Source organism: Lentibacillus populi (genome assembly GCA_014642895.1).
In the GTDB taxonomy this organism is placed as follows: domain Bacteria; phylum Bacillota; class Bacilli; order Bacillales; family Amphibacillaceae; genus Lentibacillus_C; species Lentibacillus_C populi.
The window spans coordinates 236226-254988 of the sequence record BMJD01000001.1; the positions used below are offsets into that span (position 1 = coordinate 236226).

An 18763-nucleotide genomic window follows, 5' to 3' on the forward strand; every position below is an offset into this window, starting at 1 on the left:
ACCCATTGCGCACAGGAAGGAAAGGTAAAAATGGAAAACATTTATTTGGACCATGCTGCCACAACCCCGGTTGCAAAAAGCGTTATGGAAGCAATGTATCCAATTTATGAGGAAGTGTTTGGCAACCCGTCCAGTGTCCATTCATTTGGCCGCAAAGCAAGGCACTATCTGGATGAAGCAAGACATGTTTTAGCAAAAAGTATCGGTGCAAATGAAAAAGAAATTGTTTTAACAAGTGGTGGGACAGAAGCAGATAACCTGGCTATCATTGGAACAGCGATGGCTAATCAGGATAAAGGAAATCATATCATTACAACTGCCCAGGAACACCATGCCACATTGCATACAGCAGAATATTTAGAAGGTAAGGGGTTTCGTGTAACGTATTTACCAGTCTATCAGGATGGAAAAATTGCCATAAACGATTTTAAAAATGCGCTGACGGATGACACGATTCTGGTGACAATGATGACGGTTAACAATGAAACAGGGATCATTCAGCCGATAGAAGAAGTTGGCAAGCTGCTTGATGGACATCAAGCCTATTTTCATACCGATGCAGTACAAGCTTTTGGATTATTGGAACTGTCGGTAAAAGAGCTTGGTGTTGATTTGCTGTCCGTTTCCGCCCATAAGATTAATGGTCCAAAAGGAATCGGTTTTTTATATGTACGAAATGGCGTTAACCTGAACCGGCTGCAATTTGGCGGTGAACAGGAAAGGAAACGGCGGGCAGGAACAGAAAATGTTATCAGTGCGGTTGGATTTCAGGCTGCGGTAAAACTGGCAATGGAAAACCGGGAAAACCGTCTTCAACAGTATCAGCATTTTAAACAGTTGTTTCTTGATACACTTCTTGATGAGGGAATTTCTTTTCAATTGAATGGTGACCAGGAATCGGCGATTGCATCGATTGTAAATATTAGTTTTCCCGGCACGAATGTTGAAGCACTACTAACCAATTTTGATCTGGCTGGAATCGCAGCATCAAGTGGCAGCGCATGTACCGCCGGGTCGATTGAGCCATCCCATGTGCTTTCTGCGATGTTCGGGAGTGAAAATGAGCGTACGAAAAATTCGATCCGATTCAGTTTTGGAGCGTTCAATACAACGGAAAATGTATCGGAAGCAGCCCAGCGTGTTGCAGCAATTGTTAAACGGTTAACGACTTGAACAAAGTCCACTAGCCGGTAGGCACTGGAGCCGGACGTGGCTCTTTCTGCCAAGGGCTCTAAATAGCACAAAATTTATACTTTCTTTACTGATAAAAAGGTGGTGAACAGCATGAAAAGAAAAGAGGATACCCGAGTAGTTGTCGGGATGAGTGGAGGCGTTGATTCATCTGTTGCTGCGCTGCTTTTAAAAGAGCAAGGCTATGATGTTGTCGGTATTTTTATGAAAAACTGGGACGACACAGATGAATTTGGTGTATGTACGGCAACAGAGGATTTTGATGATGTTGTCCGGGTGTGCAATCAAATTGGCATACCTTATTATGCGGTTAACTTTGAAAAACAATATTGGGATAAAGTGTTCACGTATTTCCTTGACGAATATAAAGCTGGGAGAACACCAAACCCTGATGTGATGTGTAACAAAGAAATAAAATTCAAAGCATTTCTTGACCACGCGATGTCACTCGGTGCTGATTATTTGGCAACAGGGCATTATGCACGGGTCCAATATCGGAATGGCCACTATGAAATGCTGCGTGGTGTTGATGACAATAAAGATCAAACGTATTTTCTTAATCAATTAACAGAAGACGTATTGGCTAAAGTTATGTTCCCGCTTGGGGACTTGCCAAAAGCGAAAGTCCGGGAAATTGCCAAACAACATGACTTAGCAACGGCAACGAAAAAAGATAGTACGGGTATATGCTTTATCGGCGAACGTAATTTCAAGGAATTTTTGAGTGAATATTTGCCTGCGCAGCCCGGGGAGATGCGGACGTTATCCGGTGTTGTCAAAGGGAAACATGATGGGTTGATGTATTATACAATCGGACAGCGGCAAGGCCTTGGAATAGGCGGTTCCGGTGATCCATGGTTTGTTGTTGGAAAGAATCTTGAAGACAATGTGCTCTATGTTGAGCAAGGCTTTGCGCATGATGCACTGTACTCAGACGGTCTGATCGCTTCAGGAGTTAATTGGATAAGCAAGGTTGATTTATCGGAGCCATTAACCTGTACAGCAAAGTTCCGTTATCGCCAAAAAGACAGTGGTGTAACGGTTAGATCGATCGGAAATGGCAAAGTCCGGGTTGAATTTGCTGAAGAGGAACGTGCGATAACTCCTGGACAATCGGTCGTTTTTTATCAAGGAGATGTTTGCCTTGGCGGTGGTACGATTGATGAAATTATAAAAGACGACCAATATCTTGATTACGTCGGCTAAATGGCAGATCAGAGCCAAATTTTGCAAAAGGGTGTTTGGAAATGGATAAAAATCAGCAAGCAATCGCATACATGAAAGAAGGAAAATACGAGGAGTCTGCGAAGCTTTTCAATAAACTGATTGAAGAAAACCCTCGGGATCCGGTCGGCTATATTAATTTCGGAAATGTACTGCTGCATATCAATGAACTAGCCCGGGCGAAGGTATTTTTTGAAAAAGCAATTGCGTTGGATGAATATGCTGCGACAGCATATTATGGGCTGGGGAATTTATATTTCGAACAATCTGTGTACGGAAAAGCACAGGAAAACTTTCAAAAAGCGATTGAATTAGGATTGGAAGAAGCAGATGTATACTATATGCTTGGGTTAACATTGCAAAAACAGGAACAATTCAAGCTGGCATTGCCCTATCTGCTCAGGGCGACAGAGCTAGATCAGGGGGATGACGAGCTGCTGTTTCAATACGGACTGTCCCTGGCACAAAGCAATCATATTACGGAAGCGGAAGCCATTTTTAAAAATGTATTAAAGCTTAACGCGAAACATAGTGATGCCCATTACAATTTAGGTGTGATCGATTTATACTATGATAAACCGGAAAAGGCTTTAACTCATTTTGATGATGCATTACAGATACAGCCGGAACATGTATTGGCGGCAAACGGCAAGAAAAAAGCAGAGGAGCTCATCAATCATAACGAAACGTAAGATAGTGAGGTAGTTGTGATGGCAAACGAAATGAAACCTGATCAAAACGGTGACCAAGGGTATATAACGGGTGAACTTTTATATACCATTTTTCATAATGAAGCAGAGCATTTTTCGATTGCAAAAATAAAAGTTCGGGATACAAATGAAGATTTTCGCGAAAAGGATGTCGTTGCTAAAGGATATTTTTCCAATCTAATGACCGGGAAAGACTATTGTTTTTATGGTCAATTTGAACGGCATGCCAAATTTGGTTTACAATATCGAGTTACCTCCTATCAAACGATTCTTCCCAATACGAAGGACGGTTTGATCACCTATTTGTCCAGTAATTTGTTTCATGGAATTGGTAAAAAGACCGCAAAAAAGATCATTCATCACTTAGGCGAAAATGCGATATCTTCCATTTTAAACAAGCCATCTGTGCTAGAGTCCATTCCCGGACTAAAAAAGGAAAATCGGGAAGCACTTGTAAAAAGCTTGCAGGAAAATGAGGGGTTTGAACATGTCGTCGTCCATTTGGCAAAATACGGTATTGGGTTGAAAATGGCCCAGAACATTTATCAGGTATATCAAGAAAATGCTGTCACACAGCTTCAGAAAGATCCTTATCAATATGTTTTTGATGTGGAAGGGTTTGGTTTTCAAAAAGCCGATGAAATCGCCCGGCAAAATGGGTTGTCTTTAACCCATCCGAATCGGATCGGTGCCGGGTGTATTTATGTCCTGCAAAAAAGCGTACAGGATGGTCATGTTTATTTGCCGCTGACTACTTGTGTACGACAGGTTATTCAGTTGCTGCATCATGCCAGCACCCCTTTATCAGAGGCTGATATTATAAACCGACTAGAAGGGCTGAACAAGGAAAAGAAACTCATTTTGTATAATGGAAATGTTTACTTGCCATCACTATATTATGCAGAGGATGGATTTGTTTCCCAGTTGAAACGGCTGATGGAAAAACCAATCGAGCATAAAACAACGCTGGCAGAGTTAATGAAAATTATTGGGGAGATTGAAGAAGAGGAAGTATTGAGCTATGGTAAAGAGCAATTTAATGCCATTAACCAGTCACTTGATGCAAAAATAACGATTGTCACCGGGGGGCCTGGTACAGGGAAGACAACAGTTATTAAAGGTATTTTGAAAGCATACGCAGCCATTTATGATGTTTCACTTCATCCGAAAGATTATGATAAAAAAGCGGATTTTCCATTTGTTTTAACCGCACCAACCGGGAGGGCAGCAAAACGTTTGAACGAGTCAACCGGCCTGCCAGCGGTAACGATTCATCGATTATTAGGATGGGATGGCAACAATGGATTTGAAAAAGGTCAGCACGACCCATTAACGGGCAAATTTATTATTATTGATGAGTTTTCCATGGTGGACATCTGGCTTGCCAATAGTCTGTTTAAGGCGATTCCGGACGATATGCAAGTATTGCTGGTTGGGGATGAGGATCAGCTTCCGTCGGTAGGGCCAGGCCAGGTGCTAAGTGATTTACTGGGAAGTACACTAATCCCTTTTGTTAGCTTAAACGAAGTATATCGCCAAAAAGAAGGCTCCAAGATTATTCAGCTTGCTCATCAAATTAAACGTGACACATGTACGAAAGCATCACTGGAAAAGGATAAAGATTTCAGTTTTATCCCTTGTAATGAACAGCAAATGATTGATTGTGTGGAGAAGATTTACAAAAAAGCAAGGGACAAAGGAATCGATTTGAAAAATATGCAAGTACTTGCACCAATGTATCGTTCACAGGCAGGAATAACGATAATTAACAAGCATTTGCAGCAATTGATCAATCCAAAAACAAAGCAGAAACGGGAAATAAAGGTTCAGGATGGTTTGTTTCGGACCGGCGATAAAGTCATTCAACTGGTGAATCAGCCGGAGGATCATGTGTTTAACGGCGATATCGGTGAAGTTGTAGCCATATTTGAGGAAGACGAAAATACGGAACATGTGGAACAGTTAGTTGTTTCCTATGATGGAAGAGAGGTTGTCTATGAACGAAAAGATTGCGTGAATATTATGCTAGCCTATTGTATTTCGATTCATAAGTCACAGGGGAGTGAATTTCCTGTCGTTATTTTACCTGTTGTGTCTGGATATCATCGCATGTTGCGGAAAAATCTGCTGTATACCGCAATAACACGAAGTAAGCAATCCCTCATTATCTGTGGCGAAGTCAACGCTTTTCTCCGCGGGATCCGTACATTGGATACAAATATCAGGTATACGTCACTAAAGGAACAAATGCAGGAAAGGCTAGCAAACCTTTCGGACAAGCAAATAGCGGAGGATGAGGCGAAAGAAATCACACCATACGATTTCATGTAGTATTTATGTATATTTTTGATTATTCGGGGTCATTCTAACGTAATAATGTTATTTTTGCCAGAGAGGTGCATTAGCTATGTTACAATGCCCGAATTGTAGAGGAAAAGATATTGGGAAAATTGGTTCACAGCAGTATTATTGCTGGAATTGTTTTATAGAACTATCGATCTCGGACAACAATGAATTGGCAGTACACCAGATTGAAGCGGATGGTTCATTGAGTTCCTTGAATGATTTATTTACCGATGATGAAAGAAGAATACAGTGGTAGTGCTTCGTTACAAATCCATTTTCATGCGAAGGAGCACAAACGATGTTTAAGGAAAAATCTCCACTGCCTTTTCTTTATTGGATCATCACCGGTATCTTTGTATTTTTATTCATCTATTTGCTTGTTAAACTGTTTCCGATCTATGGAGCCGTTTTCTCTTTTCTTTGGCATCTTCTTGCTCCTTTTATCATTTCCTGTTTCATCGCCTATCTTTTATATCCTGTTGTTAAAAAAATACACACTTATCGTGTCCCAAAGGGTATTGCCATTTTATTGATTTATCTATTATTTTTTGGCGGCGCAGGCTATTTGATTTATCGGGTATACCCTGCAGTCATTCATCAACTTAATGATTTGACCGAACAGCTGCCAGAATTAACAAATATGTATCAGGATTTAATTTACCGGTTATACGAATATACATCTTTTTTGCCTGAAGTGGTACACGATAAGATGGATCAGTTAATCGCCGGTATCGAAGCATCAATGGAGAATTTGCTTGGGAGACTGGTTGCCGGGTTCACAAAGATCTTTGATATGATCATATTTCTTACGGTGATCCCTGTTTTAGTGTTTTACTTTTTAAAGGATTTCACGAAAATAAAAGCCTATGTGAAAAGATGGGTACCAGTAAAATATCATAAAGATACAAGTGTTGTATGCCATGCGATTGATAAAAGTCTGGGAAACTACATCCGCGGACAATTGATTGTTTGCTTATTTGTAAGTCTGGCGACGTTTGTCATTTTTCAGCTTTTACACATTAAATACGCCTTATTACTTGCCATTATTATGGGATTAACGAATATTATTCCATATTTTGGACCAATCATAGGGGCGATACCAGCAGTTGCCATCACCTTTACGATGTCTGCAAAATTAATTATTTTTGTATTACTGGCTATATTTGTGATCCAGCTGATTGAAAGCAATTTATTATCGCCTTACATTGTTGGAAAAAGTATTGCTATCCATCCAATCGCGATTATTTTTGCCCTGCTTTTAGGCGGCGAATTGGGTGGGGTAATCGGTATGATAGTAGCTGTACCGAGTCTAACGATTTTAAAGGTTATTGTAACCCATATTATCAGGGTAAAAGCACATCGTTGACATTTGCCTGGAATTTTTATATTATATGGTGACTACTTGTATAATAATGAACACGCTGAAAGTTCCAAGTACATGAAACCCGAATCTACAAGAGATGGATTCCATTAGCTGCGAGGAATCCTTGGAAGAGGCTCATGGAAGCTAAACTGGAGTGCGGGTAACCCCCGCCGGTACCCACGCCGTTATCGTGAAAAGTGATAAGCGAATAAATTCGTGTATTATAATCGTTTATAATTAGGGTGGTACCGCGAGCATCTCGTCCCTGCATCTGCAGAGATGGGATTTTTTGTTTTAATAAAAAATTGGATACGGAGGAAAGTAAGATGAAACAATTAAAATCAGAGCAGGTACGTAAGCTTTTCCTGGATTTCTTTAAAGAAAAAGGGCATCGTATTGAACCAAGTGCTTCATTAGTTCCAAAAAATGATCCAACATTACTTTGGATCAATAGTGGAGTCGCAACATTAAAAAAATATTTTGATGGAAGTGTTATCCCGGATAATCCAAGAATTGTCAATGCACAAAAAGCAATCCGGACAAATGATATTGAAAACGTAGGGTTTACCGCAAGACATCATACGTTTTTTGAGATGCTTGGCAATTTCTCCATTGGGGATTACTTTAAAAAAGAAGCAATCGAGTGGGCATGGGAATTTTTAACCGCTGAAAAATGGATTGGGTTTGACCCGGAATTACTATCGGTAACCGTCCATCCGGAAGATGATGAAGCTTACGATATTTGGCTTCATGACATTAAACTTCCGAAAGAACGCATCATCCGTCTTGAGGAAAATTTTTGGGACATCGGCGAAGGACCGAGTGGACCGAATACCGAGATTTTCTATGATCGCGGAGAAAAGTACGGGAACGATCCAAGCGATCCTGAATTATATCCAGGCGGGGAAAATGACCGTTATTTGGAGGTTTGGAACTTGGTATTTTCCCAGTTTAATCATAATCCTGATGATACGTACACACCGCTTCCTAAAAAGAATATCGATACTGGAATGGGTCTGGAGCGGATGGTTTCCGTTATCCAGGACGCACCAACAAACTTTGAAACGGATTTGTTTATGCCGATTATAAACAAGATTGAAGAGCTGGCCAACATTCCATATGGCAAAGCCGAAGCAAGTGATACGGCTTATAAAGTTATTGCCGATCACATTCGGACAGTTGCTTTTGCAATCGGGGATAATGCTTTGCCATCCAATGAAGGAAGAGGATATGTTTTACGTCGATTGTTAAGAAGAGCAGTCCGGTTTGCCAAACAAATTGGCATTGATAAACCATTTATGTACAAGCTAGTAGCGACGGTCGGAAAAATTATGAAGGACTTCTATCCGGAGGTTTTACAACAAAAGGACTATATTGAGACAGTCATTAAAACGGAGGAAGAACGTTTTCACGAAACATTGCACGATGGCTTGGAAATCTTGACTGCCATTATACAAAATGAAAAGGAAAATGGCAGTACCGTATTTCCAGGTAAAGAAGTGTTCCGATTGTATGACACGTACGGCTTTCCTAAGGAACTAACCGAAGAGTACGTGGAAGAAGAAGGATTCACGATTGATGAAGCCGGTTTTCAGGAGGAAATGGACGGACAACGGGAACGGGCACGAAACGCCAGGCAAAAGGCAGATTCGATGCAAGTGCAGGATGAGATGTTAAGTAAAATAGATGCGGAAAGTGAATTTGTCGGATATGATCGATTAGCAACAGAAACGACGATCGAAACGATGATAAATGGAAATGCATTGATTGATACCGCAAAATCCGGCGAGAAAATCATGCTGTTTTTAAGAGAAACCCCTTTTTATGCGGAAAGTGGCGGACAGATAGCTGATAAGGGTTGGATTTATTCGGATCACGGCACGGCCTTTGTTGAGAATGTACAAAAAGCACCAAAAGGACAGCACCTTCATCGCGTTACGATAAAGGATGGAGAATTCTGCACAGGGGATAAGGTAAAGGCTGTAGTCGATACCGAGTTCCGCAACATGATTGTCAAAAATCATACCGCGACACATTTGCTGCACCAAGCCTTGAAAGATGTACTTGGTGGTCATGTGAATCAAGCTGGATCACTTGTAACACCGGAGCGGCTAAGATTTGATTTTTCCCATTTTGGCGCAATCAGTGAGGATGAACTGCAGAAGATTGAGCAAATCGTCAATGAGAAGGTATGGGAAGAGCTACAGGTCGTCGTCGATATTATGAAAATTTCTGAAGCAAAAGAAATGGGAGCAATGGCATTATTCGGTGAAAAATACGGTGATATCGTCCGCGTCGTCCAGGCGGGTGACTATAGCATCGAACTTTGTGGTGGCTGTCATGTTCGCAATACGGCAGAAATCGGGATGTTTAAAATTATTTCCGAAACAGGAATAGGTGCAGGGACACGGCGAATCGAGGCGGTAACAAGCAAGTATGCCTATTACTTTACAAAACAAAAGCTAACACTGCTGGATCATGCTGCACAGCTGTTAAAAACGACGGATGAAAAGATTCCTGAACGGATCGACGGATTGTATAAGGATATAAAAGCAATACAAAAAGAAAATGAATCATTAAGCTCGAAATTATCAAACATGGAAGCTTCGTCAATACTGGATAAGGTAGAAGAAGTGGAAGGAATTTCGCTACTAGCACAAAAGGTCAGTGTGAAGGACATGAATCAGCTGCGCAATATGGTTGACGATTTGAAGCAAAAGCTTGGCTCAGGAGTTATTTTACTTGCAGCTGAAAATAAACAAAAGGTACAATTGGCAGCAGGTGTTTCCAAAGATTTAATCGAAAGCGGGTTACATGCAGGAAACTTGATTAAACAGGCAGCAAAGGCTTGCGGCGGTGGTGGTGGCGGACGCCCCGACATGGCCCAGGCTGGCGGAAAAGATCCGCAAAAAATCGCTGATGCATTACAAACTGCAGCACGATATATTAGCGAAAATGTACAATAGGTAAACATCCCGTCTTCAATCTGTTAAAAAAGATATATTATTAACCGCAAACATGTTAGAATAATGATTAAGGTAAAACATGGAACGAGGTGTCACTATGAGCTCTATTGATAAAACGATGAAGTTTAATTTTTCGGAAGAACCATTTGATCAGGATATTAAAGAGATTTTGCTGACGGTTCATGGAGCACTGAAAGAAAAAGGGTATAATCCGATTAATCAAATTGTTGGTTATTTATTGTCCGGTGACCCTGCGTATATACCAAGGTATAACGATGCGCGAAATTTGATCCGAAAAGTCGAGCGCGATGAAGTAATTGAAGAATTGGTTAAATTTTATTTGGAACAGCATCAAGAGGCTGAATAGATGAAAATGATCGGCTTGGATGTCGGCTCCAAAACAATTGGTGTTGCTGTTAGCGATGCTTTCGGCTGGACAGCACAGGGATTGACTACGATTAGATGGAATGAAGAGGACATTGATTCAGCAGACGAGGAACTGGGCGCTATCATCCGTGAACATGAGGTTAATAAGGCAGTTATCGGATTGCCGAAAAATATGAATGGTACAATTGGTGAACGCGGAAAAGCATCTGAACTGTATGCAAAGCATGTTGAGAAGGTTCACCAAATACCTGCTGTGCTTTGGGACGAACGATTAACAACGATTGCTGCTGAGCGTGTGCTGCTGGAAGCAGATGTAAGCCGGAAAAAACGTAAGAAAGTAATCGATAAAATGGCTGCAGTAATGATTTTACAAGGGTATCTTGATCAAAGTAAATAAGGAGGGAAGACATGGCGCTGGAAGAAAAGGAACGAATTATTATTCCTGATGAAAACGGGGAAGAACACTTATTTGAAGTATTGTTCACTTTTGACGTTGATCAAACGAATCAATCCTATATTGCTGTTGTACCCGTTGAACAAAAAGATGATGATGAAGTGGAAGTATATGCATTTCGCTACGAAGAAAAGGATACTGACGAAAATGACCTGTCACTTTTTCCTATCGATTCTGATGAAGAATGGGATATGGTCGAGGAAATGCTGAATACATTGGCGGACGAAGAGGATGATCAATAGTAATTACAAGAGCTGATGTTTTAGAAAAAGACATCAGCTTTTCTATGCTTTCCCTTTTACTTTTGCCATTTTTTATCGAATCATGGCATATTTATATTTTTTTTAGTATAATATACCGGATGGGAAAGGGGGATACTGTATGTTCAGGAAAAAGAATAATGGTAAATATTCGGACAAGCTGATGGAACGCAGTGAAGAAGCGAGGACAGTCCGAAAAATCGTCGCCATAATTATTATCGCGATTGTTCTTATCCTTCTAGTCGGTGGTATCTCAGGGTATATGTATGTTAAATCAGCATTGAAACCGGTTAATCCAGATAGTGAAAAAGAAGTTAAGGTGCAAATTCCAATGGGTTCTTCCACTTCCGATATTGCATCGATACTTGAGGATAAAGGAATAATTAAAGATGCACGTGTATTCCGCTTTTACATAAAGTTTCAAAATGAATCAGATTTTCAGGCAGGGGATTATACTTTTTCGCCATCCATGACATTGGATGGTATTATAGAGTCATTAAAAAAAGGAAAAGTATTGAAAGAGGCAATTTATACAGTTACGATTCCAGAGGGGAAAACAATTGATCAAATTGCCGACATTTATGCTAAAAAACTGCCGATTTCTAAGAAAGATTTTCTAAAAAAAGTAAATGATCCCGACTATGTCAATCAATTAATCGATTTATATCCAGAGGTACTATCAGAGAAAATTTTGGACCCGGATATTCGAACACCTTTGGAAGGCTATTTATTTGCAGCAACCTATAATTTTTATGATGAGGAGCCAACTATCGACTCCGTTGTGCAAAAAATGCTGAAAACAACTGTCAAAGCTGTTTCACCTTATTTAAATGAAATTTCCGAGCAAGATTTTACCGTTCATCAAGCAATTACGATGGCGTCATTGGTGGAAAACGAGGCCCGAACAGAGGAGCAGCGAAAAAAAATTGCCGGGGTTTTCTATAACCGGTTAGATGCTGGAATGCCTCTGCAAACAGATCCGACTGTTTTATATGCACTTGGTAAACATAAGGATAAAGTATTACTGAAGGATCTGGAAGTTGAATCACCATATAACACGTATTATGTTGACACATTACCGATTGGTCCGATATCGAATTTTGCTGAAAGTTCATTAAAGGCTGCACTGGAACCAGAAAAATCGGATTATAAATATTTTTTGCATGATGGTAACGGACATATTTATTACGCTAAGACGCATGAAGAACATTTACAATTAAAAGAGAAATATATTAAGTAAAACTTCATTAGAGCGGGCCAATCGGGGCAGAGAGAAAGATACCAAGGAAATACCATACAGCGGAAGTGTGAACCCGGATTTCACATTTCCTGTTTTTTTACTGATAGAGGATGTTCAAAAAGTCACCAAATGATAAGCGGCGAATCGTGTCGTTGGCAGTGAAGGATCTTCTGCTAAAACCGCCCACGACAATCGCCAACAGCAGAAGTCAGCACTTCCTGTGCAAGCCCGCTCCTCATGTACCTTTTTATGTACACTCCGGTGCCGGGAGCTACGCCGCCTCGACCTTCAAGACTCAGGTTCGGCGACTTTTTGAACACGCACTGATAGTAATTTATTAACAGGAATGGCGATGCCAGCTCCAGCGCTCAGCGGCTAGTGTGCTTTTCCTGCTTGGAAACGAGGGTTTGGAATGATAAATGAGAACCTGACCAACTATTTAATACAATTATTACCTGCTCAAGAAAATTGGGTGGTCGAATTGGAACGGCAGGCAACAGAGGAGCATGTTCCGATCATGGATCCGGTTAGCATGCACTTATTAACACAAATTATCCGGATACAAAAGCCAGAACGGATTCTGGAAATTGGAACCGCTATTGGCTATTCCGCATTACGGATGCTCCAAGCTAATTCTAAGGCAACGGTTGTTACAATCGAACGGGATTGGTCCCGTTATCAAAAGGCAATTGCCAATATAAAAAAATTGGAAAAACAGGATAAAATAGACGTTATTTTTGGAGATGCACTTGAAACAGCAGAGAATATAACAGCGAAAGGTCCATTTGATTTGTTGTTTATTGATGCTGCTAAAGGACAATACGAACGCTTTTTTACGTTATACAGTCAAACAGTTGCAAAAGGTGGCCTAATTATTACTGATAATGTATTATTTAAAGGGTATGTCGAAGAACCAAGCAAAGAACATCCCAGGTTTACAAAGCTTGGCCAGAAAATACGGCATTACAATGATTGGCTAATCAAAAATCCCGATTATATGACATCCATTGTTCCGATTGGTGATGGAGTTGCCATTAGCATTAAAAAATAGGAAGGGAGCATGTTAATCCATGCGTGAAAGACCAGTTGTTATCGGGGTTGCCGGGGGGAGCGGCAGCGGGAAAACCACTGTAACCCGTTCCATTTGCCAGCGCTTTTCCGATAAAACAATACTTGTTATTGAGCAGGATTATTATTATAAAGATCAAAGCCATCTGCCGTTCGAGGAACGTTTAAACACAAATTATGATCATCCGCTCGCATTTGATAATGACCTGCTTATTCAGCATATACACGATTTAATGAAGCAAAAGCCGATTGAAAAGCCTGTATATGATTACAAGCTCCATACCCGGTCCAATAAGGTAATACCGGTAGAACCGAAAGAAGTTATTATTTTAGAAGGTATTTTGATACTGGAAGATCCACGGTTGATTGACTTGATGGATATCAAAGTATTTGTTGATACAGATGCCGATGTCCGGATTATTCGTCGTCTCCTAAGGGATATTAAGGAACGGGGGCGAACACTGGATTCCGTTATTGATCAATATATTAACAACGTAAGACCGATGCATTTGCAATTTGTTGAGCCAACAAAGCGCTATGCTGACATTATTATTCCAGAGGGTGGCCAAAATCACGTTGCAATCGATATTATGGCTACCAAAATAGAAACGATTTTGTCGAGGAATCGTTTAAACAAACAAGGGAAAAGTATTGAAAATTTACATTAAATCTGCCATAGTAATGGTTAGCATATTATTTTAGATCAACTGGTAACTGCCAATAAGGCGTTAATACTTGTCCATTTCCAAACAGACAGGTAAACGGATGCGCATTATTCTGAAGCTTTACCCATATGGGTACACCAAACATATCTGTGTTACCGATTTTTCCATTGCAGAATAAAAAGGAGTGTTTTCAATGGCTATAGAGAAAAGTTATTACATGACACAAGAGGGGAAAGAGAAGTTAGAAGAGGAATTACATTATTTAAAAACGGAAAGAAGACAAGAGGTTGTCGAAAGGATCAAAGTAGCACGAGGTTTTGGCGATCTGTCGGAGAACTCTGAATATGACGCCGCGAAGGATGAGCAAGCATTTGTTGAATCCCGGATTACCCAGGTGGAAAAAATGATCCGTAATGCTGTAATTATTGAAAATGATAATGACAATCCGAATATCGTTTCATTAGGGAAATCTGTTACGTTTGTTGAATTGCCGAATGGCGAAGAAGAAACATACCAAATTGTTGGAAGTGCTGAAGCAGACCCGTTTGAAGGAAAAATTTCCAATGATTCGCCAATGGCAAAAAGCCTGCTTGGACACGAAATTGGCACAGAAGTTACCGTCTCAACCCCTGGAGGCGACATTCAGGTTAAGATTACTAAAGTTGAATAGGTGGAATATACAAAAGCGGGACAGCCCCGCTTTTCTTAAATTATCATATAAATTTCTCATACAAAATATGATATGATAGTAGGGATAAGTGTGGGAGGTTGAGTTTTTGGTTAACAGTAATAAATATTCACGGGTTAATAAATTTGAAAAACGGCGAAAAAATACGAAGCTGCTGTCCATTATGCTGGTCATTGGGGCATTATTAGTAATTGTGCTGATCGGCACGTTTATTTTTGGTGGCAACGATGAAGCGGAAGAGCCAAATGACAAGACTAATCCAACAAATGAGGAACAAGCGGACAAGCCTGGTGATAGCAGTGCAGATGATGAATCGAATACCGAGGAACAAAATCAGTCTGACGATGAGGAATCGGCTGCAGATGATTCAAATGAAAACGACTCGGATAATCAAAATGTTGAAACAGAACAAGTTGAAACGGATGATGAAAACGTAGTAAAAGCTTATACAGGTAATTGGCAGCCAATTGGCACGGAACAACAGGGTCCACATACAACAAATTATAATGAAGGAACTCAGGATCGAGCGGAGATGGAAGAAGCGGCCAGAGTAGCAACAGGTCTGGAAGAAGGAAATATGACGACATGGTGGCTGGAACGCGGTGGTGAACAGCAAGTCATTGCTACCGTTTCTGATAACGACGAAACGAAAACGTACCGTGTATATTTAACATGGGTTGATAATGAGGGCTGGCAGCCGACAAAGGTTGAAGAGTTAAAAGAAAATGATCAAAAACACCGATTTCAGTAAGCAGGAATCACCATTTTAAGCTTTGTTAAGTGGACATAATTAAAAAAACAGCCGACGATTAATAGGAGGTGTCCTGGTGACAATTGGTATCATCGGAGCAATGGAGGAAGAAATTGCGATTTTGCTGGGAAATATGGAGGATCAGAAAGAAATAACAGTTGCCAATTGCTTATTTATCGAAGGAAAATTATGTGGCAAAGACGTTGTTTTATTGAAGTCAGGAATTGGTAAGGTTAACGCTGCAATGGCGACTACCATTATGCATGAGCGCTTTCAGCCATCACATGTGATTAATACCGGATCGGCTGGTGGGTTTGCCAGTGATTTGGAAGTTGGTAACGTTGTTATTTCAACTCAGGTAGTACATCATGATGTTGATGTAACGGCATTTGACTATGCATATGGACAGGTTCCGGGGATGCCAGCGATGTTTGCTGCAGATACTGGATTGATCACATTAGCTGTAAAAGCAATGAATGACTTGGATATAAAAGCAAAAACGGGGATTATCGCGACTGGAGATTCATTCATGGACGATCCTGAGCGTGTTGCATTTGTAAATAAAAAAATTCCAACTATGATTGCTGCTGAAATGGAAGCCGCTGCAGTAGCACAGGTTTGTCATCAATATAAAAAACCATTTGTTATTATCCGGGCGTTATCAGATATTGCCGGAAAACAATCATCCATTTCTTTTGATGCTTTTTTGGAACAAGCTGCAAAGCATGCATCTAAATTAGTCATGATGATGGTTAGCCAGTTATAACGCAATCCATGATTTACCTCCCTTGTTCCCTATTAATCTATGTTATGATGCATAATAGAGGATGTTCAAGAATGCACCAATTGATAAGCGGTGACTTTTGAAAGGATAGGGTATAAAAATCGGCAGGTAGTAAATATTTAAATCGGCTACCTCGCCGATTTCTTTCAATCCGACCTCTGGCTTCTGACATCCAGAAAGACGCGTCAGTGTTTTTCTTACACGTACTAATAGGGAAGGGGAATATATGATGGATCCTAAAATGATAGAACTTGAAATAAAACTAAAAGACTATCGACGGTTTATTATGACACTGCTGATCGTAAGTATTTATTTATATATGGGTTCGGTAATGGATACGTATATTCAATCAAAAGGTGATGGTGCGATTTTAACCGGACTTTCCTTTGCAATGACAGCAGCCGCAACATTATTTGTTTTAAAATATCGAAAGCTGAAATTACAATTAGAGGATAATAAGCGCGTATGATTTTATGATCAACGCGCTTATATTATCGTCTTGAAGTTACAGCCAGGTGAGCTGTGGTACAAGCTCTGGCGAGAAGGAGATAGTCTGCGCAAAGTGGATGTGGAAGACTCTTTTATCCACGTCGTTCATTGCGGAAATATTCATGAAAGACTTTCATTAAGGCCCTCTTTTCAATCCGTGATACATAACTCCTCGATATATTTAATTTTTTTGCTATTTCCCTTTGCGTTAGTTCCTTATAGTCGTTAAGCCCATACCGATAAATGATCACTTCTTTTTCTCGGCCGGTGAGGATAGACAAGTAATCTTTCATTTTGTCAATCTCCATATTTAATTGAATATATTCAATAACGTCAGTATTTTCAGCTTCTAAAATGTCGATTAAGCTTATTTCATTTCCTTCTTTATCCTGGCCAATAGGATCGTGTAATGACACATCTTTTTTCACCTTTTTCAAAGCACGTAAATGCATCAAGATTTCATTCTCAATGCATCTCGCGGCATAGGTAGCAAGCTTTGTTCCCTTTTCTACAGAAAAACTTTCAATCCCTTTAATTAATCCAATTGTTCCGATTGAAATCAGATCCTCCATATCCTCGCCGGTATTTTCAAATTTCTTGACAATATGAGCAACCAGCCGTAAATTATGTTCAATTAATTTGTTTCTCGCATTTTCATCTCCATCTTGCATTTGTTTAATGTACTTCGCTTCGTCCTCTGGCGGAAGCGGTTGTGGAAAGGCATGATTTTTCACATAGGATACAAAAAATAGTGCCTCTTTAACAAGTAAAGCTAGCACACTCAGAATTCCTGACAAACACATGCACCTCCTAAAATGATGGCTGGGCTTTTGCCTATATAACATCCATATGAGGATTGCAGTTAAATAGTGTCTGTCCTTAAAGGAGAAAATTAAAAAGCGGCTTTCCAAAAAGCCGCTTACGATGTCCAGCTCCAGCGCTCAGCGGCTAGTGCAATATGGCCCAATTCACCAAACTACCTGCTTGGCAGGGCGAGAGTCCTCAAGCCGCTAAACGGACGCTTCCGCATTTCTTCACGAATGCTCCTTCTTAATTTGCTGGATAATTTCTTCATATGCATCATTTCGATTATGTGTAACTGGTTTTACCCCGTTATGGTGCGCAGCTCTTGATATCATATGTCCGGAAACCGGCGCCGTAATCAAGGTGAAAACAATCGCTAACAGCAGCTTGCCGCTGACAAGGGAATGGCTAACATACAGGAATATAAATGCTCCGATCAATATTCCGGCTATTCCGAGCGTTGATGCTTTTGTCGCTGCATGCAGGCGCGTATATACATCCGGAAACCGAATGACACCAATTGACCCTGACAGCATAAAAAAGGTGCCACTTAATAAAAGAAAAACGATAATAATATTTAAAATGATGTTAATCCACGTCTCGATCAATAATAACACCCTTCTCCAGATATTTGGCAATAGCCAGTGTTCCGATGAACAGCAGGATTCCAATTAACAATACAACATCATTCAATTTCGTTGTCACGATGATAACAGAAAGTAGTGCTGCAATCCCCATTAAATTAATTCCAATACCATCAAGAGCAACTGCCCGATCCGCATTGGACGGGCCAACCATAACCCGAATCAACAGCAAAAGCAGGGAAATAGATATGCCAATAGTACAGATAATTGCCGAGATGTTAACAAGCTTTTCGGTTATGTCCAGAAGGTTGTTCATCGTGTCACCTCCTTAATCGCCGTTTCAAATGTATCCTTAATGGACTTGATCGAGTCGTCAATTGTATCGATATCCATCGCATGTATATAAATATGGGAATGATCATTTGCAACCGCAACAGATAAGGTTCCTGGTGTTAACGTAATTAAATTTGCCAGGAGCGTAATTTCCCAATTGCTGTTTAGATCAATTGGCAATGCAAAAATGCCTGGTTCAAATTCGGGCTTTCGTTTATAGACCAATTTTACGATATCGATATTGGATGAAATCAGTTCCCTGATAAATAAAAGAACGAGCTTGCCGATTTTGTATAGCCGGTTCAAATAAAATGTATCGGGAACAAAACGGTTCAGCAACAGTAATAAAAGAATTCCCAGAATATAGCCTGCAATAAAACTTGTCGTGGAATAGGACTCACTTAGAAACATCCACATGAACGCGATAATAAAATTAATGACAATTTGAAAGGCCAT

The 18763-nt window shown here is 40.2% G+C and carries 21 protein-coding genes and 1 other annotated feature; of the genes, 17 read left to right on the top strand and 4 right to left on the bottom strand.

What is annotated here, in order from left to right; genetic code table 11:
• Positions 1–30 precede the first annotated feature (30 nt).
• The 17 genes from IEX12_RS01180 (at position 31) to IEX12_RS01260 (ending at position 16566) form a co-directional block, all read left to right on the top strand.
• On the top strand, positions 31–1173 hold the full coding sequence (locus IEX12_RS01180; RefSeq protein ID WP_188724569.1) for a cysteine desulfurase family protein: 1143 nt from the start codon (positions 31–33) through the stop codon (positions 1171–1173).
• 111 nt (positions 1174–1284) lie between these two features.
• The gene (mnmA, locus tag IEX12_RS01185) at positions 1285–2397 is read left to right on the top strand and encodes a tRNA 2-thiouridine(34) synthase MnmA (RefSeq protein WP_088050734.1); all 1113 of its coding nucleotides are present in this window, start codon (positions 1285–1287) and stop codon (positions 2395–2397) included.
• Positions 2398–2438: 41 nt separating this feature from the next.
• Positions 2439–3107, top strand: coding sequence for a tetratricopeptide repeat protein (locus IEX12_RS01190; protein ID WP_088050733.1), 669 nt, complete (start codon positions 2439–2441; stop codon positions 3105–3107).
• Between the two features lie 18 nt (positions 3108–3125).
• The gene (gene recD2, locus IEX12_RS01195) at positions 3126–5456 is read left to right on the top strand and encodes an SF1B family DNA helicase RecD2 (RefSeq protein ID WP_230855984.1); all 2331 of its coding nucleotides are present in this window, start codon (positions 3126–3128) and stop codon (positions 5454–5456) included.
• A 76-nt stretch (positions 5457–5532) separates the two neighbouring features.
• Positions 5533–5727, top strand: a complete 195-nt coding sequence (locus tag IEX12_RS01200) for a YrzR-like zinc ribbon domain (protein WP_088050732.1) — start codon at positions 5533–5535, stop codon at positions 5725–5727.
• Positions 5728–5769: 42 nt separating this feature from the next.
• Positions 5770–6837 carry an AI-2E family transporter gene (locus IEX12_RS01205; protein ID WP_102415071.1) on the top strand — a complete coding sequence of 356 codons (1068 nt, stop codon included), beginning with the start codon at positions 5770–5772 and terminating at the stop codon, positions 6835–6837.
• 46 nt (positions 6838–6883) lie between these two features.
• Positions 6884–7104, top strand: a binding site (T-box leader).
• A gap of 56 nt (positions 7105–7160) precedes the next feature.
• A complete protein-coding gene (gene alaS, locus IEX12_RS01210) occupies positions 7161–9800 on the top strand; it encodes an alanine--tRNA ligase (protein ID WP_188724570.1) in 2640 nt (879 codons plus the stop codon).
• A gap of 97 nt (positions 9801–9897) precedes the next feature.
• Positions 9898–10167 (top strand): IreB family regulatory phosphoprotein, encoded by a 270-nt coding sequence (locus IEX12_RS01215; protein ID WP_088050729.1) that lies wholly within the window; start codon positions 9898–9900, stop codon positions 10165–10167.
• The gene (ruvX, locus tag IEX12_RS01220; protein WP_088050728.1) at positions 10168–10584 is read left to right on the top strand and encodes a Holliday junction resolvase RuvX; all 417 of its coding nucleotides are present in this window, start codon (positions 10168–10170) and stop codon (positions 10582–10584) included. It abuts the gene before it with no gap.
• An 11-nt stretch (positions 10585–10595) separates the two neighbouring features.
• Entirely contained in the window at positions 10596–10883 is a 288-nt protein-coding gene (locus IEX12_RS01225; RefSeq protein WP_088050727.1) for a DUF1292 domain-containing protein, read from the top strand.
• Positions 10884–11022: 139 nt separating this feature from the next.
• A complete protein-coding gene (gene mltG, locus IEX12_RS01230; RefSeq protein WP_088050726.1) occupies positions 11023–12141 on the top strand; it encodes an endolytic transglycosylase MltG in 1119 nt (372 codons plus the stop codon).
• Between the two features lie 412 nt (positions 12142–12553).
• Positions 12554–13192 carry an O-methyltransferase gene (locus IEX12_RS01235; protein ID WP_188724571.1) on the top strand — a complete coding sequence of 213 codons (639 nt, stop codon included), beginning with the start codon at positions 12554–12556 and terminating at the stop codon, positions 13190–13192.
• 19 nt (positions 13193–13211) lie between these two features.
• A complete protein-coding gene (udk, locus tag IEX12_RS01240) occupies positions 13212–13877 on the top strand; it encodes a uridine kinase (RefSeq protein ID WP_088050724.1) in 666 nt (221 codons plus the stop codon).
• A 190-nt stretch (positions 13878–14067) separates the two neighbouring features.
• Entirely contained in the window at positions 14068–14544 is a 477-nt protein-coding gene (gene greA, locus IEX12_RS01245) for a transcription elongation factor GreA (RefSeq protein WP_088050723.1), read from the top strand.
• A 106-nt stretch (positions 14545–14650) separates the two neighbouring features.
• Positions 14651–15313: a YrrS family protein gene (locus IEX12_RS01250; protein ID WP_102415072.1), complete on the top strand. Its 663-nt coding sequence runs from the start codon at positions 14651–14653 to the stop codon at positions 15311–15313.
• A 76-nt stretch (positions 15314–15389) separates the two neighbouring features.
• Positions 15390–16079 carry a 5'-methylthioadenosine/S-adenosylhomocysteine nucleosidase gene (gene mtnN / locus IEX12_RS01255; RefSeq protein WP_102415073.1) on the top strand — a complete coding sequence of 230 codons (690 nt, stop codon included), beginning with the start codon at positions 15390–15392 and terminating at the stop codon, positions 16077–16079.
• Positions 16080–16326: 247 nt separating this feature from the next.
• Positions 16327–16566, top strand: coding sequence for a YrhC family protein (locus IEX12_RS01260; protein ID WP_188724572.1), 240 nt, complete (start codon positions 16327–16329; stop codon positions 16564–16566).
• Positions 16567–16678: 112 nt separating this feature from the next.
• Here the strand turns inward: IEX12_RS01260 and sigK are convergent, their stop codons facing one another.
• The 4 genes from sigK to IEX12_RS01280 form a co-directional block, all read right to left on the bottom strand.
• Positions 16679–17383 (bottom strand): RNA polymerase sporulation sigma factor SigK, encoded by a 705-nt coding sequence (sigK, locus tag IEX12_RS01265; protein ID WP_088050719.1) that lies wholly within the window; start codon positions 17381–17383, stop codon positions 16679–16681.
• Positions 17384–17620: 237 nt separating this feature from the next.
• Positions 17621–17998 carry a monovalent cation/H(+) antiporter subunit G gene (mnhG, locus tag IEX12_RS01270; RefSeq protein WP_088050718.1) on the bottom strand — a complete coding sequence of 126 codons (378 nt, stop codon included), beginning with the start codon at positions 17996–17998 and terminating at the stop codon, positions 17621–17623.
• Complete coding sequence (locus IEX12_RS01275) at positions 17979–18290, bottom strand: Na(+)/H(+) antiporter subunit F1 (RefSeq protein ID WP_088050717.1); 312 nt, start codon at positions 18288–18290, stop codon at positions 17979–17981. Before IEX12_RS01275 ends, mnhG begins: the two co-directional genes overlap by 20 nt.
• A complete protein-coding gene (locus IEX12_RS01280; RefSeq protein WP_088050716.1) occupies positions 18287–18763 on the bottom strand; it encodes a Na+/H+ antiporter subunit E in 477 nt (158 codons plus the stop codon). The genes IEX12_RS01275 and IEX12_RS01280 overlap by 4 nt, the downstream gene beginning before the upstream one ends.